The sequence below is a fragment of the Roseovarius sp. 217 genome (genome assembly GCF_000152845.1).
In the GTDB taxonomy this organism is placed as follows: Bacteria; Pseudomonadota; Alphaproteobacteria; order Rhodobacterales; family Rhodobacteraceae; genus Roseovarius.
The window spans coordinates 1,401,477-1,414,960 of sequence record NZ_CH902584.1; the positions used below are offsets into that span (position 1 = coordinate 1,401,477).

Here is a 13,484-nt window from a genome sequence, read left to right on the forward strand (position 1 = left end):
CCCTCGCTGGGTTCAAAACGGCCTCAGGCGCGTTTGTTGTCGTCGAGATCCTCAAAGTCGGCGTCAAGGATGTCATCCTCATCGCCGCCACGATCCGCCGCGCGCGGCTCATCGTCGGGCTCGCTCTGGCTGGACTTGTAGATCGCCTCACCCAGTTTCATCGACGCTTCGGCCACGTTCTGAATGCCGGACTTGATCTTGCCGACATTGTCGGTCTCAAGCTCGTCCTTGAGCGCGGCAATGGCCAATTCGATCGCCTCGACGGTGGTCGGATCGACCTTGTCGCCATGTTCCTCGATCGACTTTTCGGTCGAGTTGATGAGGCTCTCGGCCTGATTGCGGGCCTCGACCAGTTCGCGACGGGCCTTGTCGGACTCGGCATTCTCTTCGGCGTCCTTGATCATCTTTTCGATGTCGTCGTCCGAGAGACCACCCGAGGCCTGGATCGTGATCTTCTGTTCCTTGTTGGTGCCCTTGTCCTTGGCGGACACGGACACGATGCCATTGGCGTCGATGTCGAATGTCACCTCGATCTGGGGCATGCCGCGCGGCGCGGGCGGGATGTGTTCCAGATTGAACTGGCCCAGCATCTTGTTGTCCGCCGCCATTTCCCGCTCGCCCTGGAACACACGGATCGTCACCGCCGATTGGTTGTCCTCTGCGGTCGAGAAGATCTGGCTCTTGTTGGTCGGAATGGTTGTGTTGCGGTCAATGAGGCGGGTGAACACGCCACCCAGCGTTTCAATCCCGAGCGACAGCGGGGTCACATCGAGCAGCACCACATCCTTGACATCACCCTGAAGCACGCCGGCCTGAATGGCGGCACCCATGGCAACCACCTCATCGGGGTTCACACCCTTATGCGGCTCTTTGCCAAAGAACTTGGTCACTTCTTCGACGACGCGGGGCATGCGGGTCATACCCCCCACCAGAACCACCTCGTCAATGTCGGCAGCAGTCAGGCCCGCATCCTTGAGCGCGGCCTTGCAGGGCTTGAGCGAGGCGGCGATGAGATCATTCACCAGACTCTCAAGTTTGGCACGGGTCAGTTTCACGACCATGTGCAGCGGCTGGCCATTGGAGCCCATCGAAATGAACGGCTGGTTGATCTCGGTCTGGCTGCTGGAGCTGAGCTCGATCTTGGCCTTCTCGGCGGCTTCCTTGAGGCGCTGCAGCGCCATCTTGTCCTTGGTCAGGTCGACGCCGTGCTCTTTCTTGAACTCGTCGGCAAGGTAGTTGACGATGCGCATGTCAAAGTCTTCACCGCCGAGGAAGGTGTCGCCGTTGGTGGATTTCACTTCGAAGAGGCCATCGTCAATCTCGAGGATGGTCACGTCGAATGTGCCGCCACCAAGGTCATAGACCGCGATGGTGTGGGTCTCTTGCTTGTCCAGCCCATAGGCCAGCGCTGCGGCGGTTGGCTCGTTGATGATGCGTAGCACCTCGAGACCGGCGATTTTACCGGCGTCCTTGGTGGCCTGACGCTGGGCGTCATTGAAATAGGCGGGCACGGTGATGACGGCCTGCGTCACCTCTTCGCCAAGATAGCTCTCGGCGGTTTCCTTCATCTTGCCGAGGATGAAGGCGGAAATCTGCGAGGGTGAATATTTCTCGTCACGCGCCTTGACCCAGGCATCACCATTGCCGCCGTCGATGACGGTGAACGGCATGTTCTTCTTGTCCTTAGCGAGAAACGAGTCGTCTGCACGACGACCGATCAGGCGCTTGACACCAAAGATGGTGTTCTCTGGGTTGGTCACAGCCTGCCGCTTGGCGGGCTGGCCGACGAGACGTTCAGTTTCAGTGAATGCGACGATCGAGGGCGTTGTGCGCGCACCCTCAGAGTTTTCAATCACGCGGGCCTGAGAGCCGTCCATGATCGCGACGCAGCTGTTGGTGGTGCCGAGGTCAATACCAATAACTTTGGCCATGTTGTTCGATCCCTTCTAACTTAGGCGATATGACAGAGGCCCGACCCGTTCCGGCATCCGGCCCCCGGTGAATGACAGGTCTGCCAATGGCATGACCAGTGTTTCCGGGCGTATATAGGCAGGGGAATGTGCCCCTGCAAGCGGTCGCTGTCGGGCTAATTCTCAAATTTGGTCCAAATTGGCCCTGTGTGAGGCAAAAGGAGGCATGCGATGACAGAGCCCACGCTGATCCTGAGGGATTTCGCGATCTACAAGGGCTGGCTCAACCCGCAGATGCAGGCCGATCTGGTGACGGACTTGCGCGACGTGGTGGCACAGGCTCCGCTCCTGCGGCCGGTCACGCCCTCTGGCAAAGCCATGAGCGTGCGCATGACCTCTGCGGGGCGCTATGGCTGGATCAGCGACCGGGGCGGCTATCGCTATGCGCGTCAGCACCCCCAAGGCATGGGGTGGCCTGCGATCCCCGCACCGGTTCTGGAGATTTGGCAGGCATTGGTCAGCGATGTGCGAATGCCCGACTGCTGCCTGATCAATTTCTATGCGCCGGGGGCGCGGATGGGGATGCATCAGGACCGCGACGAGGCTGATTTCAACTGGCCGGTTTTGTCGGTCTCTCTGGGGGATGATGCGCTGTTTCGCATCGGCACGCTGGCGCGCGGGGGCAAGACCGAATCGCTCTGGCTCAATTCCGGCGATGTGGTGGTGATGGGCGGTGCCGCGCGGCTGGCGTATCACGGGGTGGACCGGATCAGACCGGGCAGTTCCAGCCTTTTGCGCGGGGGCGGGCGGATCAATCTCACCTGTCGCGTGGTGGAGTGATCCCGGACCTGCGCGGCAGGCATAAAAAAGGCCTTGTCCGCAGCCTATTGGCGGACAAGACCCGTGTTGCGAGGCACAAACGTGTCAGGCGTTGACCGACAGGCGTTCTATCTCTTCCTTGATCTTGAGTTTCTGTTTTTTCAGCTCCGCAATCTCTAGCGTGCTGCTGCCCGGCGCGCGCTGCGCCCGTTCCACTTGTTCCGAGAGCGCGTAATGTTTCTTCTTCAGTTCTTCAATATGCGAACTCAAGCTCATGGGCAGTCTCCTCTGTGTGGTGGGTGTCTATTCGACATGGGAAGTGCATCACATTTTTACAATACTGTCACGCTGCACCTGCAAACTGCGCGGTGTATTGCCTGCGGCATTTTAGATAAATTATGCGGGGAAAGGCAGCGCTGCCGCATTCCTGAGCACATCCGAGGTGGGAGCGGTGTAATCTTCGCCATCTTGCCCATGGTCGTGCCCGGCGTGAAGCAGCCAACCGTCGTGCAGCCGCAGCGCGGCGCGGCCACCCTTGCGCCCGCGGACCAGAATCAGCCGCGCGGCACGGCCCCGGCGCGGAATCAGCGGCAAGATCTCGAGGCTTCCCAGATGCGCCGCCATCGTCGCGAGAAAATCCGGCAATCGTTCGGCCCGCTGAATAAGCGTCACGGTGCCGCCCGCGCGCGTGCGCCGCGCGGCCGCGCGCACCCAATCCGTCAGCGGCAGCGCCTCGCCCATCGCCCGCTCGCGGCCCGAATCCTCGGCGGCGGTGCTGTGGTCGCGGTCAAAATAGGGTGGATTGACGATCACATGATCGAATTGCCGCGCGCGCAGTTCGGCGGGCAGATCCGCAATGTCGCCCTCCGTCACATCGAGCGCCAGACCATTGGTTGCGCTATTCCGGCGTGCCAGCACTGCATAGGCGGGCTGAATCTCCAGCCCCGCCAGCGAGACCCCCGGCACCCGCGCCGCAACACAGAGCGCCGCAATCCCCGACCCGCAGCCCAGATCCAGCAGGGTTTGACCCGCACGCGCCGGAACGCTGGCCGCCAAGAGCACCGGATCGACGCCGGCGCGATAGCCTGTTTTAGGCTGTGCAATCCGTAAACGCCCGCCCAAAAAGGCATCGTGACTCAGCTCTTTCTCGGCAAAGGGCTCAGTCCTCAAGCGAGAAACCATTGTCGATGAGCGTGGTGCGCGCCTCTTCGTAATCAGCCGTCGCAACCATCAGACGGCGCGGGAAAATGCCGATTGATCCTTCCAGGATGCTCATGTTTACGTCCATTTCAAAGCAGTCTATACCCTCGCCTTGAAGAAGCGCCTGAGCAAAGGCGATGGACGCGATATCGTTGGTACGTAAAAGCTGTTTCATAGGCCATAGATAAGAGCATGACGCGCACTATGTCGAGCCGTGTTGACGGGGGAAGTATGGGATTGGACGAAATCGCCACCAAGCCGCATGAACAATTGGCCGCCCATCTGGCGACCAAGATGGAGGCGGTAAATGTGTTGATCCGCGAGCGGATGGCGTCCCGCCATGCACCGCGCATCCCGCAAGTGACCGCGCATCTGGTCGAGGCTGGCGGCAAGCGCCTGCGCCCGATGCTGGTTCTGGCGACAGCGGATCTCTGTGGCTATGACGGTCCGTTTGATGTGCATCTGGCCGCGACGGTGGAATTCATCCACACCGCCACGCTCTTGCATGATGACGTGGTGGACGAGAGCGCGCAGCGGCGGGGTCGCCCCACCGCCAACCTGCTCTGGGACAACAAATCCAGCGTGCTGGTGGGCGATTACCTCTTTGCCCGCGCCTTTCAATTGATGGTCGAGCCGGGATCGCTTCGGGTGCTCGATATCCTGTCCAACGCCTCGGCCACGATTGCCGAGGGCGAAGTGCTGCAACTCAGCGCGGCGCAGGATCTGGCCACAACCGAAGACATCTATCTGCAAGTCGTGCGCGGCAAGACCGCAGCGCTCTTCTCTGCCGCTACCGAGGTGGGCGGCGTCATTGCAGGCGCGCCCGAGGATCACGTCAAGGCGCTCTTTGAATATGGCGATGCGCTGGGCATCGCGTTTCAGATCGTCGATGATCTGCTTGATTATCAGGGTGACGTCAAATCCACCGGCAAGAACGTCGGTGACGATTTCCGCGAACGCAAACTGACCCTGCCGGTGATCAAGGCGGTGGCGGCAGCGAGTGCCGAAGAACGCGCCTTTTGGAAACGTACCATCGAAAAGGGCGATCAGCGCGACGGCGATCTGGAGCATGCCCTGACGCTCATGCAGGCGCATGGTGCCTTGGAGCAGACCCGCGCCGAGGCGCTGGATTGGGCCGCCCGCGCGCGCGCCGCGATTGCCGTGCTGCCGGATCATCCGGTGCAGCGTATGCTCGACAATCTCGCAGGCTATGTGGTGGCGCGGATCAGCTAAGCCGCGTGGCCTGCACCCACCACCCTTGGTGTGCCGCGCTCAGCGCTTGCGCGGCGCGCGTGGCGGTGGCGGCATCGGGATAGAGCCCGAAACAGGTGGCCCCTGATCCCGACATCCGTGCCAAGGCACAGTGCTGCGTCGCGGAAATCGCGTGCAGCACATCGGCCACTACAGGTTCTTCGGCAAGCGCCGCGCCTTGCAGGTCATTGCGCTGCGCGCCCAGCCACGCAATCAGCGCCCTAGCATCGGGCCATGTCGGCAATACTGCGGGCATCGCCGGATTGTCCCGCCGCGCCAGCCTGCCAAAGACTGCGGGCGTCGAGACCGGCACGCCGGGATTGACCAGCACAGCCTCGAGCATCGGCAGACCCACCACCGGCGTCACATCCTCACCAATCCCGCGCATCCGCGCGGCGCGCGCCAGCAGGCAAACCGGCACATCGGCCCCAAGGGCCAAGACATCGCTCGGGAGCGCCAGTCCACTCATCTCTGACAGCGCTCGCAGACAGGCCGCCGCATCGCTTGACCCGCCGCCAAGTCCCGCCGCCGCGGGCAGATGCTTGTCCAGCGTGATGTCGGCGGCGATCCCCATCACCGCTGCCGCCCGCAGCACCAGATTGTCAGGGCCGAGCGGCACGCCCCCGGCCATTGGCCCGGTCACGCTCAGCCGGGATTCGGGGGCCGGTCGCAGACTCAGGCGGTCACCCACATCGGCAAAGACCACCAGCGAATCGAGCAGATGATACCCATCCGCCCGGCGCCCGGTGACATGCAGTGTCAGATTGACCTTGGCGGGGGCGAAGCCGTCAGTTGCCATCTTTGACAAGTTTGAGAGGCTCCGCGCCCTCGTCCTTCAGCACCTGATCCAAGCCCAACTCGAGTTTGCGGCGCACGCGCTCCGGCTCCAGATCGGGCGAGGGCTCGCTCTCGTTCAGGGACAGTGCGCGTTTCCACTGGAACCGCGCCTCGACCTGACGTCCAACGGCCCAGAGCACATCGCCCAGATGGTCATTGACCACGGGGTCGGTCGGCATCAACTCGGCGGCGCGCTCCATATGCACGATGGCCTCTTCATAACGCCCGAGGCGATAGAGCACCCATCCCAGACTGTCGACGATGTAACCGCTCTCGGGCTGTGCGGCGACTGCGCGCTCGATCATGTTCAGCGCCTCGTCCAGATTGATGTGTTTTTCAACCATCGTGTACCCGAGATAGTTCAGCACCTGCGGATGATCCGGGTTGAGCTCCAGCGCACGACGGAAATCGGCCTCGGCCTCGGGCCAGTTGTCCAAACGCTCGTGGCTGATGGCGCGGGCATAGTGCACGAACCACTGATCGCTGCCCCGCGCACTATAGAGGTCAAGCGCCCGGTCATAGGCGGGCACGGCGGACGCGAAATCCTCTTGGGACCGATAGAGATCACCGACCGCAACATGCACCTCCGGCAGGTCGGGATAGATTGTCGCCAGTTGCTCCAGTACCTCGATGGCGGCGTCCGGTTTGCCCGCGCGGCGCAAGACATCGCTACGCCCGAGTTCCGCCAGATGATAGGACGGGTGATCGCGCGGCACCTGCTTGAACGCCTCAATCGCCAGATCATAGCGCTCCAGACCCTCGAGCAGTTCGGCGGCCATCAGGATGGCGTCCACATGCGCCGGCTTGATCATCTCGGCCACGCGGGCATAGATCAGGATATACTCGTCATTGGCCTCTTGCATCAGCGCGCGCCCGAGCGAGAAGAACACCTCTGAAATCCCGTCAGACGCGCTGTTCACCAGATTGAAGGGCACGCTTTCGCCCGCTTCCAGACTGGCGCGCAGGGCACTGATCTCGTGGTCAAGGTCGCTACCGAACGTGTCGTCGATGATGCTGATCGCACGCGTCTGCTCGCCCAATTGGCTCAGAACTTGCGCCCAACCGATGACACCGCGCCGGGTTCGCTGGATCGGAGCGTCATCCTCGCCGCTAAAGACCTTGTCTGCGCCCTCAAAATCCCCGACCGAGGCCAGCGCCAACGCTTTGTGGTAAATCGCAAAGCTGCGCAGCCCGCGTTCTTCGGCCACCGCATCGAACCTTGCCAGCGCCGAGGTCATGTCGCCCTTGCCCAGATCGGCCCAAGCCGCGATCATCCCATCCGCCAGATCACCGACACCGCGATCTTCCTCGATCCGTGTCAACAGGGCGTCCCATTGCCCGTCACGCGTTTCCTGCGCCACCAGGGCCATCTGGCTCACCTGACTGCGCAGCCCATCCGACTCGATCTTGCGCGCAATCGCGGCCGCTGGGTCCAGCCTGCCCAACGCCAGATAGGCGACAGTGGCATTTTCCATCAGCGCCGGGTTTGACGGGTCACGGGTCAAGGCCTGTGCGTAATACTGCGCAGCAGCGGCAAAATCGCCCGTGGCGCGCGCCTGTTGCGCCGCGAGATAGGAACCCGGTGCCTCTTCGGCCACCGCAGGCAGGGGCATGACCTGCAAGAGGGCGGTGAGTGCAAGCGCCGGAAGGGTTCGATAGGTCACGCTGTCCTGCCTTTTATGGTCTGATTTCACCCAAAGGTAATATGCCCGCCCCCCCAAGGCAATGCGGCGCAGCATTTTAGCCGCGCCGCACCCTTGATCTCAGGGGATGGTTACATGTTCGGATAGTTCGGCCCGTCGCCACCCTGCGGCGTCACCCAGTTGATATTCTGGCTGGGGTCTTTGATGTCGCAGGTCTTGCAATGCACGCAGTTCTGAAAGTTGATGACGAAACGCGGGTCCTTGCCGTCTTCGCGCACCACCTCATAGACGCCCGCCGGGCAATAGCGCTGCGCGGGCTCGTCATATTTCGGCAGGTTCACGCCAATCGGCACCGATGCATCCTTCAACTGCAGATGCGCAGGTTGGCTTTCCTCGTGATTGGTCATCGAGAAACTGACATTGGTCAGCCGGTCAAAACTCAGCTTGCCGTCTGGCTTGGGATAGTCGATCGGCTTGTGCTTGGCCGCCGGTTCAGTGGCGGCGGCATCGCTCTTGCCATGACGCAGGGTGCCGAGCAGGCTGAACCCGGCGGTATTGGTCCACATGTCGAACCCACCCAGACCAAGTGAGGTCAGCAGACCATATTTCGACCACAGCGGTTTGACATTGCGGACCTTCTTGAGATCCTTGCCAATCGCACCGCTGCGCACTTCGGTCTCGTAATCGTTCAACTCATCACTCGCACGCCCTGCGGCCAGCGCCGCATGTGCCGCCTCTGCGGCTGCCTTGCCCGAGAGCATGGCGTTGTGATTGCCCTTGATGCGCGGCACATTGACCATGCCCACTGAACAGCCCAAGAGCGCCACGCCCGGCGCCACCATCTTGGGCATCGACTGATACCCTCCCTCGGAAATGGCGCGCGCGCCGTAAGCCACGCGCTTGCCGCCCTTCAGCAGCTCGGCCACCATCGGGTGATGCTTGAACCGCTGGAATTCCATATAGGGATAGAGATACGGGTTCTTGTAGTTCAAATGCACCACAAAGCCCACGTAAACCTGATTGTTCTCAAGGTGATAGATGAACGATCCGCCGCCCGCGTTGCTGCCCAGCGGCCAGCCCATCGTATGCGTGACCGTGCCCTCTCGATGCTTGGCGGGATCGACCTCCCAGATCTCTTTCATGCCAAGCCCGAATTTCTGTGGCTCATGACCCTTGGACAGATCGTATTTGGCGATCACCTCTTTGGCGAGGCTGCCGCGCACGCCCTCGGACAGGAACACGTATTTGCCATGCAGCTCCATCCCCGGCTCATAGTTCGGGCCGGGCGTGCCATCCTCGTTCTTGCCAAACTCACCGGCGACGACGCCTTTGACCTCACCAGTCTCGCCGTAAACCATCGCAGAACAGGACATGCCGGGGAAAATCTCGACGCCCAGCTCCTCGGCCTGCTCCGCCATCCAGCGACACACATTGCCCATGCTGACGATGTAATTGCCGTGGTTGTTCATCAGCGGCGGCATCGGGAGATTCGGCACGCGGATCTTACCCGCCTCGCCCAGCATGTAAAAATTATCCTCTTTCACCGGCGTATTCAGCGGCGCGCCGCGCTCTTTCCAATCCGGGATCAGCGCAGTCAGGCCGCAAGGATCGAGCACCGCGCCCGACAGGATATGCGCGCCGACCTCGGACCCCTTCTCCAGCACCACAACTGCGCAATCGGGATCAAGTTGCTTGAGGCGGATCGCCGCCGACAGACCGGCCGGGCCTGCGCCCACGATCACCACGTCATAGTCCATCGTTTCGCGTGTTATCTCGGTCATCGTCCTCATCCTTTTCCGGGGCGCTGCAACCATACCCTGCCGCGCAACAAAGTTGCGAGTGTGACTAGCCTGCGCATGCGCCAAGCGTCAATTGAAACACGACGTAATACCAGATGGAAAACGGCAATTTGTCACGCTTGTCGCGTGGAATCCGTCGCCTCGCGTGATCCGCTCTTGCAATCGGGCGCGCGCTTCGGGCAAGCTGCGTCGAAATTCGATGCGTGACCTGACGGGGCCTGCTATCCAGCGGCCCCGCTTCTGACAATGGACGGTTGATATGGAAAAGATCCCGATGACGGCGGGCGGCCATGCCGCGCTTGAGGTCGAGCTGAAACAGCTCAAATCGGTCGAGCGGCCCGCGATCATCCGGGCCATCGCCGAGGCGCGCGAACATGGCGACCTGAGCGAGAATGCCGAGTATCACTCGGCCAAGGAAAAGCAGTCCTTTATCGAAGGCCGGATCAAGGAACTCGAAGGTATTCTCAGCCTTGCCGAGGTCATCGACCCGGCCAAGCTGTCGGGCGCGATCAAGTTTGGTGCGACTGTTACCTTGGTGGACGAAGATACCGACGAGGAACGCACCTATCAGATCGTCGGCGAGCATGAGGCCAGCATCGAAAAGGGTCTCCTGAACATAAAATCGCCGATTGCACGGGCGCTGATCGGCAAAGAAGAGGGCGATAGCGTCGAAGTGCGCACGCCCGGTGGTGATCGCGCCTATGAGGTGATAAAGGTCGCCTATATTTGATCAGGCAGCCAGCACATGCGCCCACCCCGCAGCGACACCGGCCCCGCCAAGGGGTTCGACACGAAATCCGACACCGATGGCGTGACGTCGATCGAATTGATTGCCGTCGCGCTCTCTGCGCTCTGGCTGATCGGCACCGCGATCTTCTTTCTCGTACTCGCTCCGGGCGGCGAGGCAGGGGGCAGCGCGCTGCACTTCGTGATCGTGCTGATTGCGGTCTTCATGCCGGTCGCGATGATCTGGGTCGGAGCAACCGCCGCCCGCACCAGCCGCGTGATGCGCGAAGAAAGCCGTCGCTTGCGCGCTGCCATCGACGCGATCCGCAACGCCTATGTCAGCCAGAGCCAGACTCTGGGCCAGACCGTCGACAAGACGGTCAGTCAGAAACTCGATGAAATCGCCGCGGCCCAGCGCAAGACTGAAACGGCCTTGGCAACATTCTCGTCGATTCGCGTCGGCCTGCCAGAGCCACGCCCGGTGCTGGCCCCGGCCCCCTCGCCCGCCGATCCCGGCGATCAGGTGTCGCTGCCGCTTGGCACCTCGGCCGAGGATATGCAGGCCCCTCTGGAGCGCTCCGATTTCATCCGCGCGCTGAACTTCCCCGACAACCCCGAGGACAAGGTAGGTTTTGCCGCGCTGCGCCGCGCGCTCAAGGATCGGCCCACCGCCCAGTTGATCCGCGCCTCGCAGGATATCCTGACCCTGATGTCGCATGACGGCATCTATATGGACGACCTGCGCCCCGACATGGCCCGCCCCGAGCTCTGGCGCCGCTTTGCCGGCGGCGAACGTGGCCGCACCATTGCCGCCTTGGGCGGTATCCGGGACCGCTCATCGCTGGCGCTGACGGCGGCGCGGATGAAACAGGACACGATCTTTCGTGACGCCGCACATCACTTTCTGCGCCGCTTTGACCGGATGTTCACCCATTTCGCGGAAACCGCCAGCGATGCGGAAATTTCGGAACTGTCCGAAACCCGTACCGCCCGCGCTTTCATGCTCTTGGGACGTGTTGCCGGCACCTTCGACTGACGCCCGGTCCGGGGTTCATCTGACCCAAAGCCCCTCGGGGGGGGGCCGCGAGCAGCGCTCCCGACTCTCCGATTGCCCCCGCCAAAATTCCACGGCATGATGCGCGCCTGAGGAGATTGGACCCATGCGCAAGTTTCTCGTCGTGCTGGACGACAGCCGCGAATGTCTCAACGCCATGCGCTTTGCCGCGATGCGTGCCGCCCATACCGGGGCCGGTGTGGAAATCCTCGCGGTGATCCCGCCCGAGGAATTCAACCATTGGATCGGCGTGGGCGATCTCATGCGCGAGGAACAGCGCGAGCGGATCGAGGCGCATTTCGAGGTCTTCGCCAAATGGATGCGCGACAAGCAGGGGATCGACCCGGAGCTTGTGATCCGCGAAGGTGATCCTGCGGTCGAGATCATCGCCCAGGTGCAGGACGACCCGGCCATCGGCGTGCTCGTTCTTGGGGCCGCCACCGGCAAGAAGGGACCCGGTCCGCTGGTCACGCAATTGACCAAGACGGCAGGCACCCTGCCCATCCCGATTACCATCGTCCCCGGCGATCTGACCAAGGAACGACTCGAGGCGATCACCTGAGCGTCAAACCGTACGGTTTGACCGCACAAACGTACGACCGCACGCTGTCGGGCGGGTGCGGAACATCTTAGAATGGTTCTAAACCTTGACACCGACCGGTGCGGCGCGCATATCTAAGGCAACCACGAGAGGGCGCTGCCATGTTCATCCAGACCGAATCCACCCCCAATCCCGCGACGCTGAAATTCCTGCCGGGTCAGACCGTGCTGGACGCTGGCACCGCCGATTTTCCGACCGCAGAGGGGGCCGAGAAATCGCCACTGGCCGAGCGGATTTTCCGTGTGCCGGGCGTATCAGGTGTGTTCTTTGGCAATGATTTCGTGACCGTCACCAAGGGTGAGGCGACCGAGTGGGACCATATCAAACCCGCCATTCTGGGTGCGATCATGGAGCATTACCAATCCGGTCAGCCGGTCATGCTGGGCGAGGGTGGCGGGGCCTCTGGTCATGCCGAACACAGCGGCGAAGATTCGGAAATCGTCAACCAGATCAAAGAGTTGCTGGACACCCGCGTCCGTCCCGCCGTGGCGCAGGATGGCGGCGACATCACCTTTCACGGGTTTGATCGCGGCGTGGTCTATCTGCATATGCAGGGGGCTTGTGCGGGCTGCCCGTCCTCGACCATCACCCTCAAGATGGGGATTGAGAACCTTCTGCGCCATTACATCCCCGAGGTGACAGAGGTACGCCCTGTTGGCCTCTGAGCCACTGACGCTGGGATTTGACACATCGGCCGCGCATTGCGCGGCCGCTTTGTTGCGGGGCGACCGGGTGGTGGTGTCACACAGCGAAGAGATGGGGCGCGGGCAGGCCGAACGGCTCATGCCACTCTTGCAAGAGATCCTGGATGCGGCCGGCGTGACATGGCGCGATCTGACCCGGATCGGTGTCGGCATCGGCCCCGGAAATTTTACCGGCATCCGGATTTCTGTAGCCGCAGCAAGGGGTTTAGCCCTCAGCCTTGATATTCCCACGATTGGCATCAGCACGCTTGAGGCGATCCGGTCGCAGGCGCGCGACGGCACACCCTGCGTGCCCGCCCCGCGCGACATGGCCTATGTGCAACGTCGGGACACCACACCGGAACTGACAGAGATGCGCACGGTCGCCAGCCCCCTCCTGCCCCCCAAACCGGCAGATTTGGCCACACTCATCGCGCGGCTGGCCTCTCTTGCGCCCGAGGACAGCCCACCGCCCGCACCGCTCTATGTGCGCCCCGCAGATGCCGCGCCCGCGCGCGATCTGCCGCCGGTGATTCTGGATGACGCCTGAGACGCTGGCGACCTGTCACGCCCGCGCCTTTGCGGGCTCTGGTCGTGCTTGGACCGCGCCGGAGTTTGCCGGGCTTCTGGAAAGCAGCTTTGTATTTACAGTGGGTGATGCGCGGGCCTTTCTCTTAGGTCGAGTGATTGCCGACGAGGCCGAAGTCCTGACTCTGGCCACCGACCCCGCGTATCGCCGCCTAGGGCTTGCACGCCAATGTCTTGCTGCGTTCGAGAATGCGGCCCGAACACGGAGCGCTGGGGTGGCCTTTCTTGAGGTGGCAGAGGACAATGCGGCGGCGCTGCCCCTCTACCTTGGGGCGGGGTTCGCAGAGGCCGCGCGCCGGGCTGGCTATTACACACGCGCCAACGGCACCAAGATTGACGCCCTGATCCTGACCAAGGCGCTGGACTGACAGCA

The 13,484-nt window shown here is 62.3% G+C and carries 15 protein-coding genes; 8 read left to right on the top strand and 7 right to left on the bottom strand.

Annotated elements, in window-relative coordinates; all coding sequences use genetic code 11:
• Positions 1-23: 23 nt before the first annotated feature.
• Entirely contained in the window at positions 24-1,931 is a 1,908-nt protein-coding gene (gene dnaK, locus ROS217_RS06655; RefSeq protein ID WP_009816926.1) for a molecular chaperone DnaK, read from the bottom strand.
• A gap of 210 nt (positions 1,932-2,141) precedes the next feature.
• Here dnaK and ROS217_RS06660 point away from each other — a divergent pair, with 210 nt between their 5' ends.
• Positions 2,142-2,750: an alpha-ketoglutarate-dependent dioxygenase AlkB family protein gene (locus tag ROS217_RS06660; RefSeq protein WP_009816927.1), complete on the top strand. Its 609-nt coding sequence runs from the start codon at positions 2,142-2,144 to the stop codon at positions 2,748-2,750.
• 84 nt (positions 2,751-2,834) lie between these two features.
• Here ROS217_RS06660 and ROS217_RS23445 read toward each other — a convergent pair whose 3' ends face one another.
• The 3 genes from ROS217_RS23445 to ROS217_RS06670 form a co-directional block, all read right to left on the bottom strand.
• Positions 2,835-3,005 carry a YdcH family protein gene (locus ROS217_RS23445; protein WP_009816928.1) on the bottom strand — a complete coding sequence of 57 codons (171 nt, stop codon included), beginning with the start codon at positions 3,003-3,005 and terminating at the stop codon, positions 2,835-2,837.
• Positions 3,006-3,125: 120 nt separating this feature from the next.
• The gene (locus ROS217_RS06665; protein WP_009816929.1) at positions 3,126-3,899 is read right to left on the bottom strand and encodes a tRNA1(Val) (adenine(37)-N6)-methyltransferase; all 774 of its coding nucleotides are present in this window, start codon (positions 3,897-3,899) and stop codon (positions 3,126-3,128) included.
• Complete coding sequence (locus ROS217_RS06670) at positions 3,889-4,104, bottom strand: putative signal transducing protein (RefSeq protein ID WP_009816930.1); 216 nt, start codon at positions 4,102-4,104, stop codon at positions 3,889-3,891. Before ROS217_RS06670 ends, ROS217_RS06665 begins: the two co-directional genes overlap by 11 nt.
• Positions 4,105-4,160: 56 nt before the next feature.
• Between ROS217_RS06670 and ROS217_RS06675 the strand changes: the two genes are divergently transcribed.
• Positions 4,161-5,162 (top strand): polyprenyl synthetase family protein, encoded by a 1,002-nt coding sequence (locus tag ROS217_RS06675; RefSeq protein ID WP_009816931.1) that lies wholly within the window; start codon positions 4,161-4,163, stop codon positions 5,160-5,162.
• Here the strand turns inward: ROS217_RS06675 and ROS217_RS06680 are convergent.
• Genes ROS217_RS06680 through ROS217_RS06690 form a run of 3 tightly spaced genes read right to left on the bottom strand, consistent with a single transcriptional unit; the run spans position 5,155 to position 9,441 of the window.
• A complete protein-coding gene (locus tag ROS217_RS06680; protein ID WP_009816932.1) occupies positions 5,155-5,979 on the bottom strand; it encodes a 4-(cytidine 5'-diphospho)-2-C-methyl-D-erythritol kinase in 825 nt (274 codons plus the stop codon). The two genes, ROS217_RS06675 and ROS217_RS06680, sit on opposite strands and share 8 nt — an antisense overlap.
• Positions 5,969-7,756: a tetratricopeptide repeat protein gene (locus ROS217_RS06685; RefSeq protein ID WP_009816933.1), complete on the bottom strand. Its 1,788-nt coding sequence runs from the start codon at positions 7,754-7,756 to the stop codon at positions 5,969-5,971. The genes ROS217_RS06680 and ROS217_RS06685 overlap by 11 nt, the downstream gene beginning before the upstream one ends.
• Positions 7,757-7,791: 35 nt before the next feature.
• Positions 7,792-9,441 carry an electron transfer flavoprotein-ubiquinone oxidoreductase gene (locus ROS217_RS06690; protein ID WP_009816934.1) on the bottom strand — a complete coding sequence of 550 codons (1,650 nt, stop codon included), beginning with the start codon at positions 9,439-9,441 and terminating at the stop codon, positions 7,792-7,794.
• 277 nt (positions 9,442-9,718) lie between these two features.
• On the opposite strand from ROS217_RS06690, the gene greA reads away from it, so the two are divergent.
• The 6 genes from greA to ROS217_RS06720 all read left to right on the top strand — a co-directional run bounded on the left by greA (position 9,719) and on the right by ROS217_RS06720 (position 13,479).
• Complete coding sequence (gene greA, locus ROS217_RS06695; RefSeq protein WP_009816935.1) at positions 9,719-10,189, top strand: transcription elongation factor GreA; 471 nt, start codon at positions 9,719-9,721, stop codon at positions 10,187-10,189.
• 15 nt (positions 10,190-10,204) lie between these two features.
• Complete coding sequence (locus ROS217_RS06700; protein ID WP_009816936.1) at positions 10,205-11,221, top strand: hypothetical protein; 1,017 nt, start codon at positions 10,205-10,207, stop codon at positions 11,219-11,221.
• A gap of 124 nt (positions 11,222-11,345) precedes the next feature.
• The gene (locus tag ROS217_RS06705) at positions 11,346-11,801 is read left to right on the top strand and encodes a universal stress protein (protein WP_009816937.1); all 456 of its coding nucleotides are present in this window, start codon (positions 11,346-11,348) and stop codon (positions 11,799-11,801) included.
• Positions 11,802-11,941: 140 nt separating this feature from the next.
• Positions 11,942-12,505 carry a NifU family protein gene (locus ROS217_RS06710; protein ID WP_009816938.1) on the top strand — a complete coding sequence of 188 codons (564 nt, stop codon included), beginning with the start codon at positions 11,942-11,944 and terminating at the stop codon, positions 12,503-12,505.
• Positions 12,495-13,073, top strand: coding sequence for a tRNA (adenosine(37)-N6)-threonylcarbamoyltransferase complex dimerization subunit type 1 TsaB (gene tsaB / locus ROS217_RS06715; RefSeq protein WP_009816939.1), 579 nt, complete (start codon positions 12,495-12,497; stop codon positions 13,071-13,073). Before ROS217_RS06710 ends, tsaB begins: the two co-directional genes overlap by 11 nt.
• Positions 13,063-13,479, top strand: coding sequence for a GNAT family N-acetyltransferase (locus ROS217_RS06720; RefSeq protein WP_009816940.1), 417 nt, complete (start codon positions 13,063-13,065; stop codon positions 13,477-13,479). The genes tsaB and ROS217_RS06720 overlap by 11 nt, the downstream gene beginning before the upstream one ends.
• The last annotated feature ends 5 nt before the right edge of the window (positions 13,480-13,484 follow it).

Excerpts from the sequence above, each read along its gene's own strand:
- dnaK (WP_009816926.1), bottom strand. The coding sequence starts at position 1,931 with ATGGCCAAAGTTATTGGTATTGACCTCGGCACCACCAACAGCTGCGTC.
- ROS217_RS06660 (WP_009816927.1), top strand. The coding sequence starts at position 2,142 with ATGACAGAGCCCACGCTGATCCTGAGGGATTTCGCGATCTACAAGGGC.
- ROS217_RS23445 (WP_009816928.1), bottom strand. The coding sequence starts at position 3,005 with ATGAGCTTGAGTTCGCATATTGAAGAACTGAAGAAGAAACATTACGCG.
- ROS217_RS06670 (WP_009816930.1), bottom strand. The coding sequence starts at position 4,104 with ATGAAACAGCTTTTACGTACCAACGATATCGCGTCCATCGCCTTTGCT.
- ROS217_RS06675 (WP_009816931.1), top strand. The coding sequence starts at position 4,161 with ATGGGATTGGACGAAATCGCCACCAAGCCGCATGAACAATTGGCCGCC.
- ROS217_RS06680 (WP_009816932.1), bottom strand. The coding sequence starts at position 5,979 with ATGGCAACTGACGGCTTCGCCCCCGCCAAGGTCAATCTGACACTGCAT.
- ROS217_RS06685 (WP_009816933.1), bottom strand. The coding sequence starts at position 7,756 with ATGCTGCGCCGCATTGCCTTGGGGGGGCGGGCATATTACCTTTGGGTG.
- ROS217_RS06690 (WP_009816934.1), bottom strand. The coding sequence starts at position 9,441 with ATGACCGAGATAACACGCGAAACGATGGACTATGACGTGGTGATCGTG.
- greA (WP_009816935.1), top strand. The coding sequence starts at position 9,719 with ATGGAAAAGATCCCGATGACGGCGGGCGGCCATGCCGCGCTTGAGGTC.
- ROS217_RS06700 (WP_009816936.1), top strand. The coding sequence starts at position 10,205 with ATGCGCCCACCCCGCAGCGACACCGGCCCCGCCAAGGGGTTCGACACG.
- ROS217_RS06705 (WP_009816937.1), top strand. The coding sequence starts at position 11,346 with ATGCGCAAGTTTCTCGTCGTGCTGGACGACAGCCGCGAATGTCTCAAC.
- ROS217_RS06710 (WP_009816938.1), top strand. The coding sequence starts at position 11,942 with ATGTTCATCCAGACCGAATCCACCCCCAATCCCGCGACGCTGAAATTC.
- ROS217_RS06720 (WP_009816940.1), top strand. The coding sequence starts at position 13,063 with ATGACGCCTGAGACGCTGGCGACCTGTCACGCCCGCGCCTTTGCGGGC.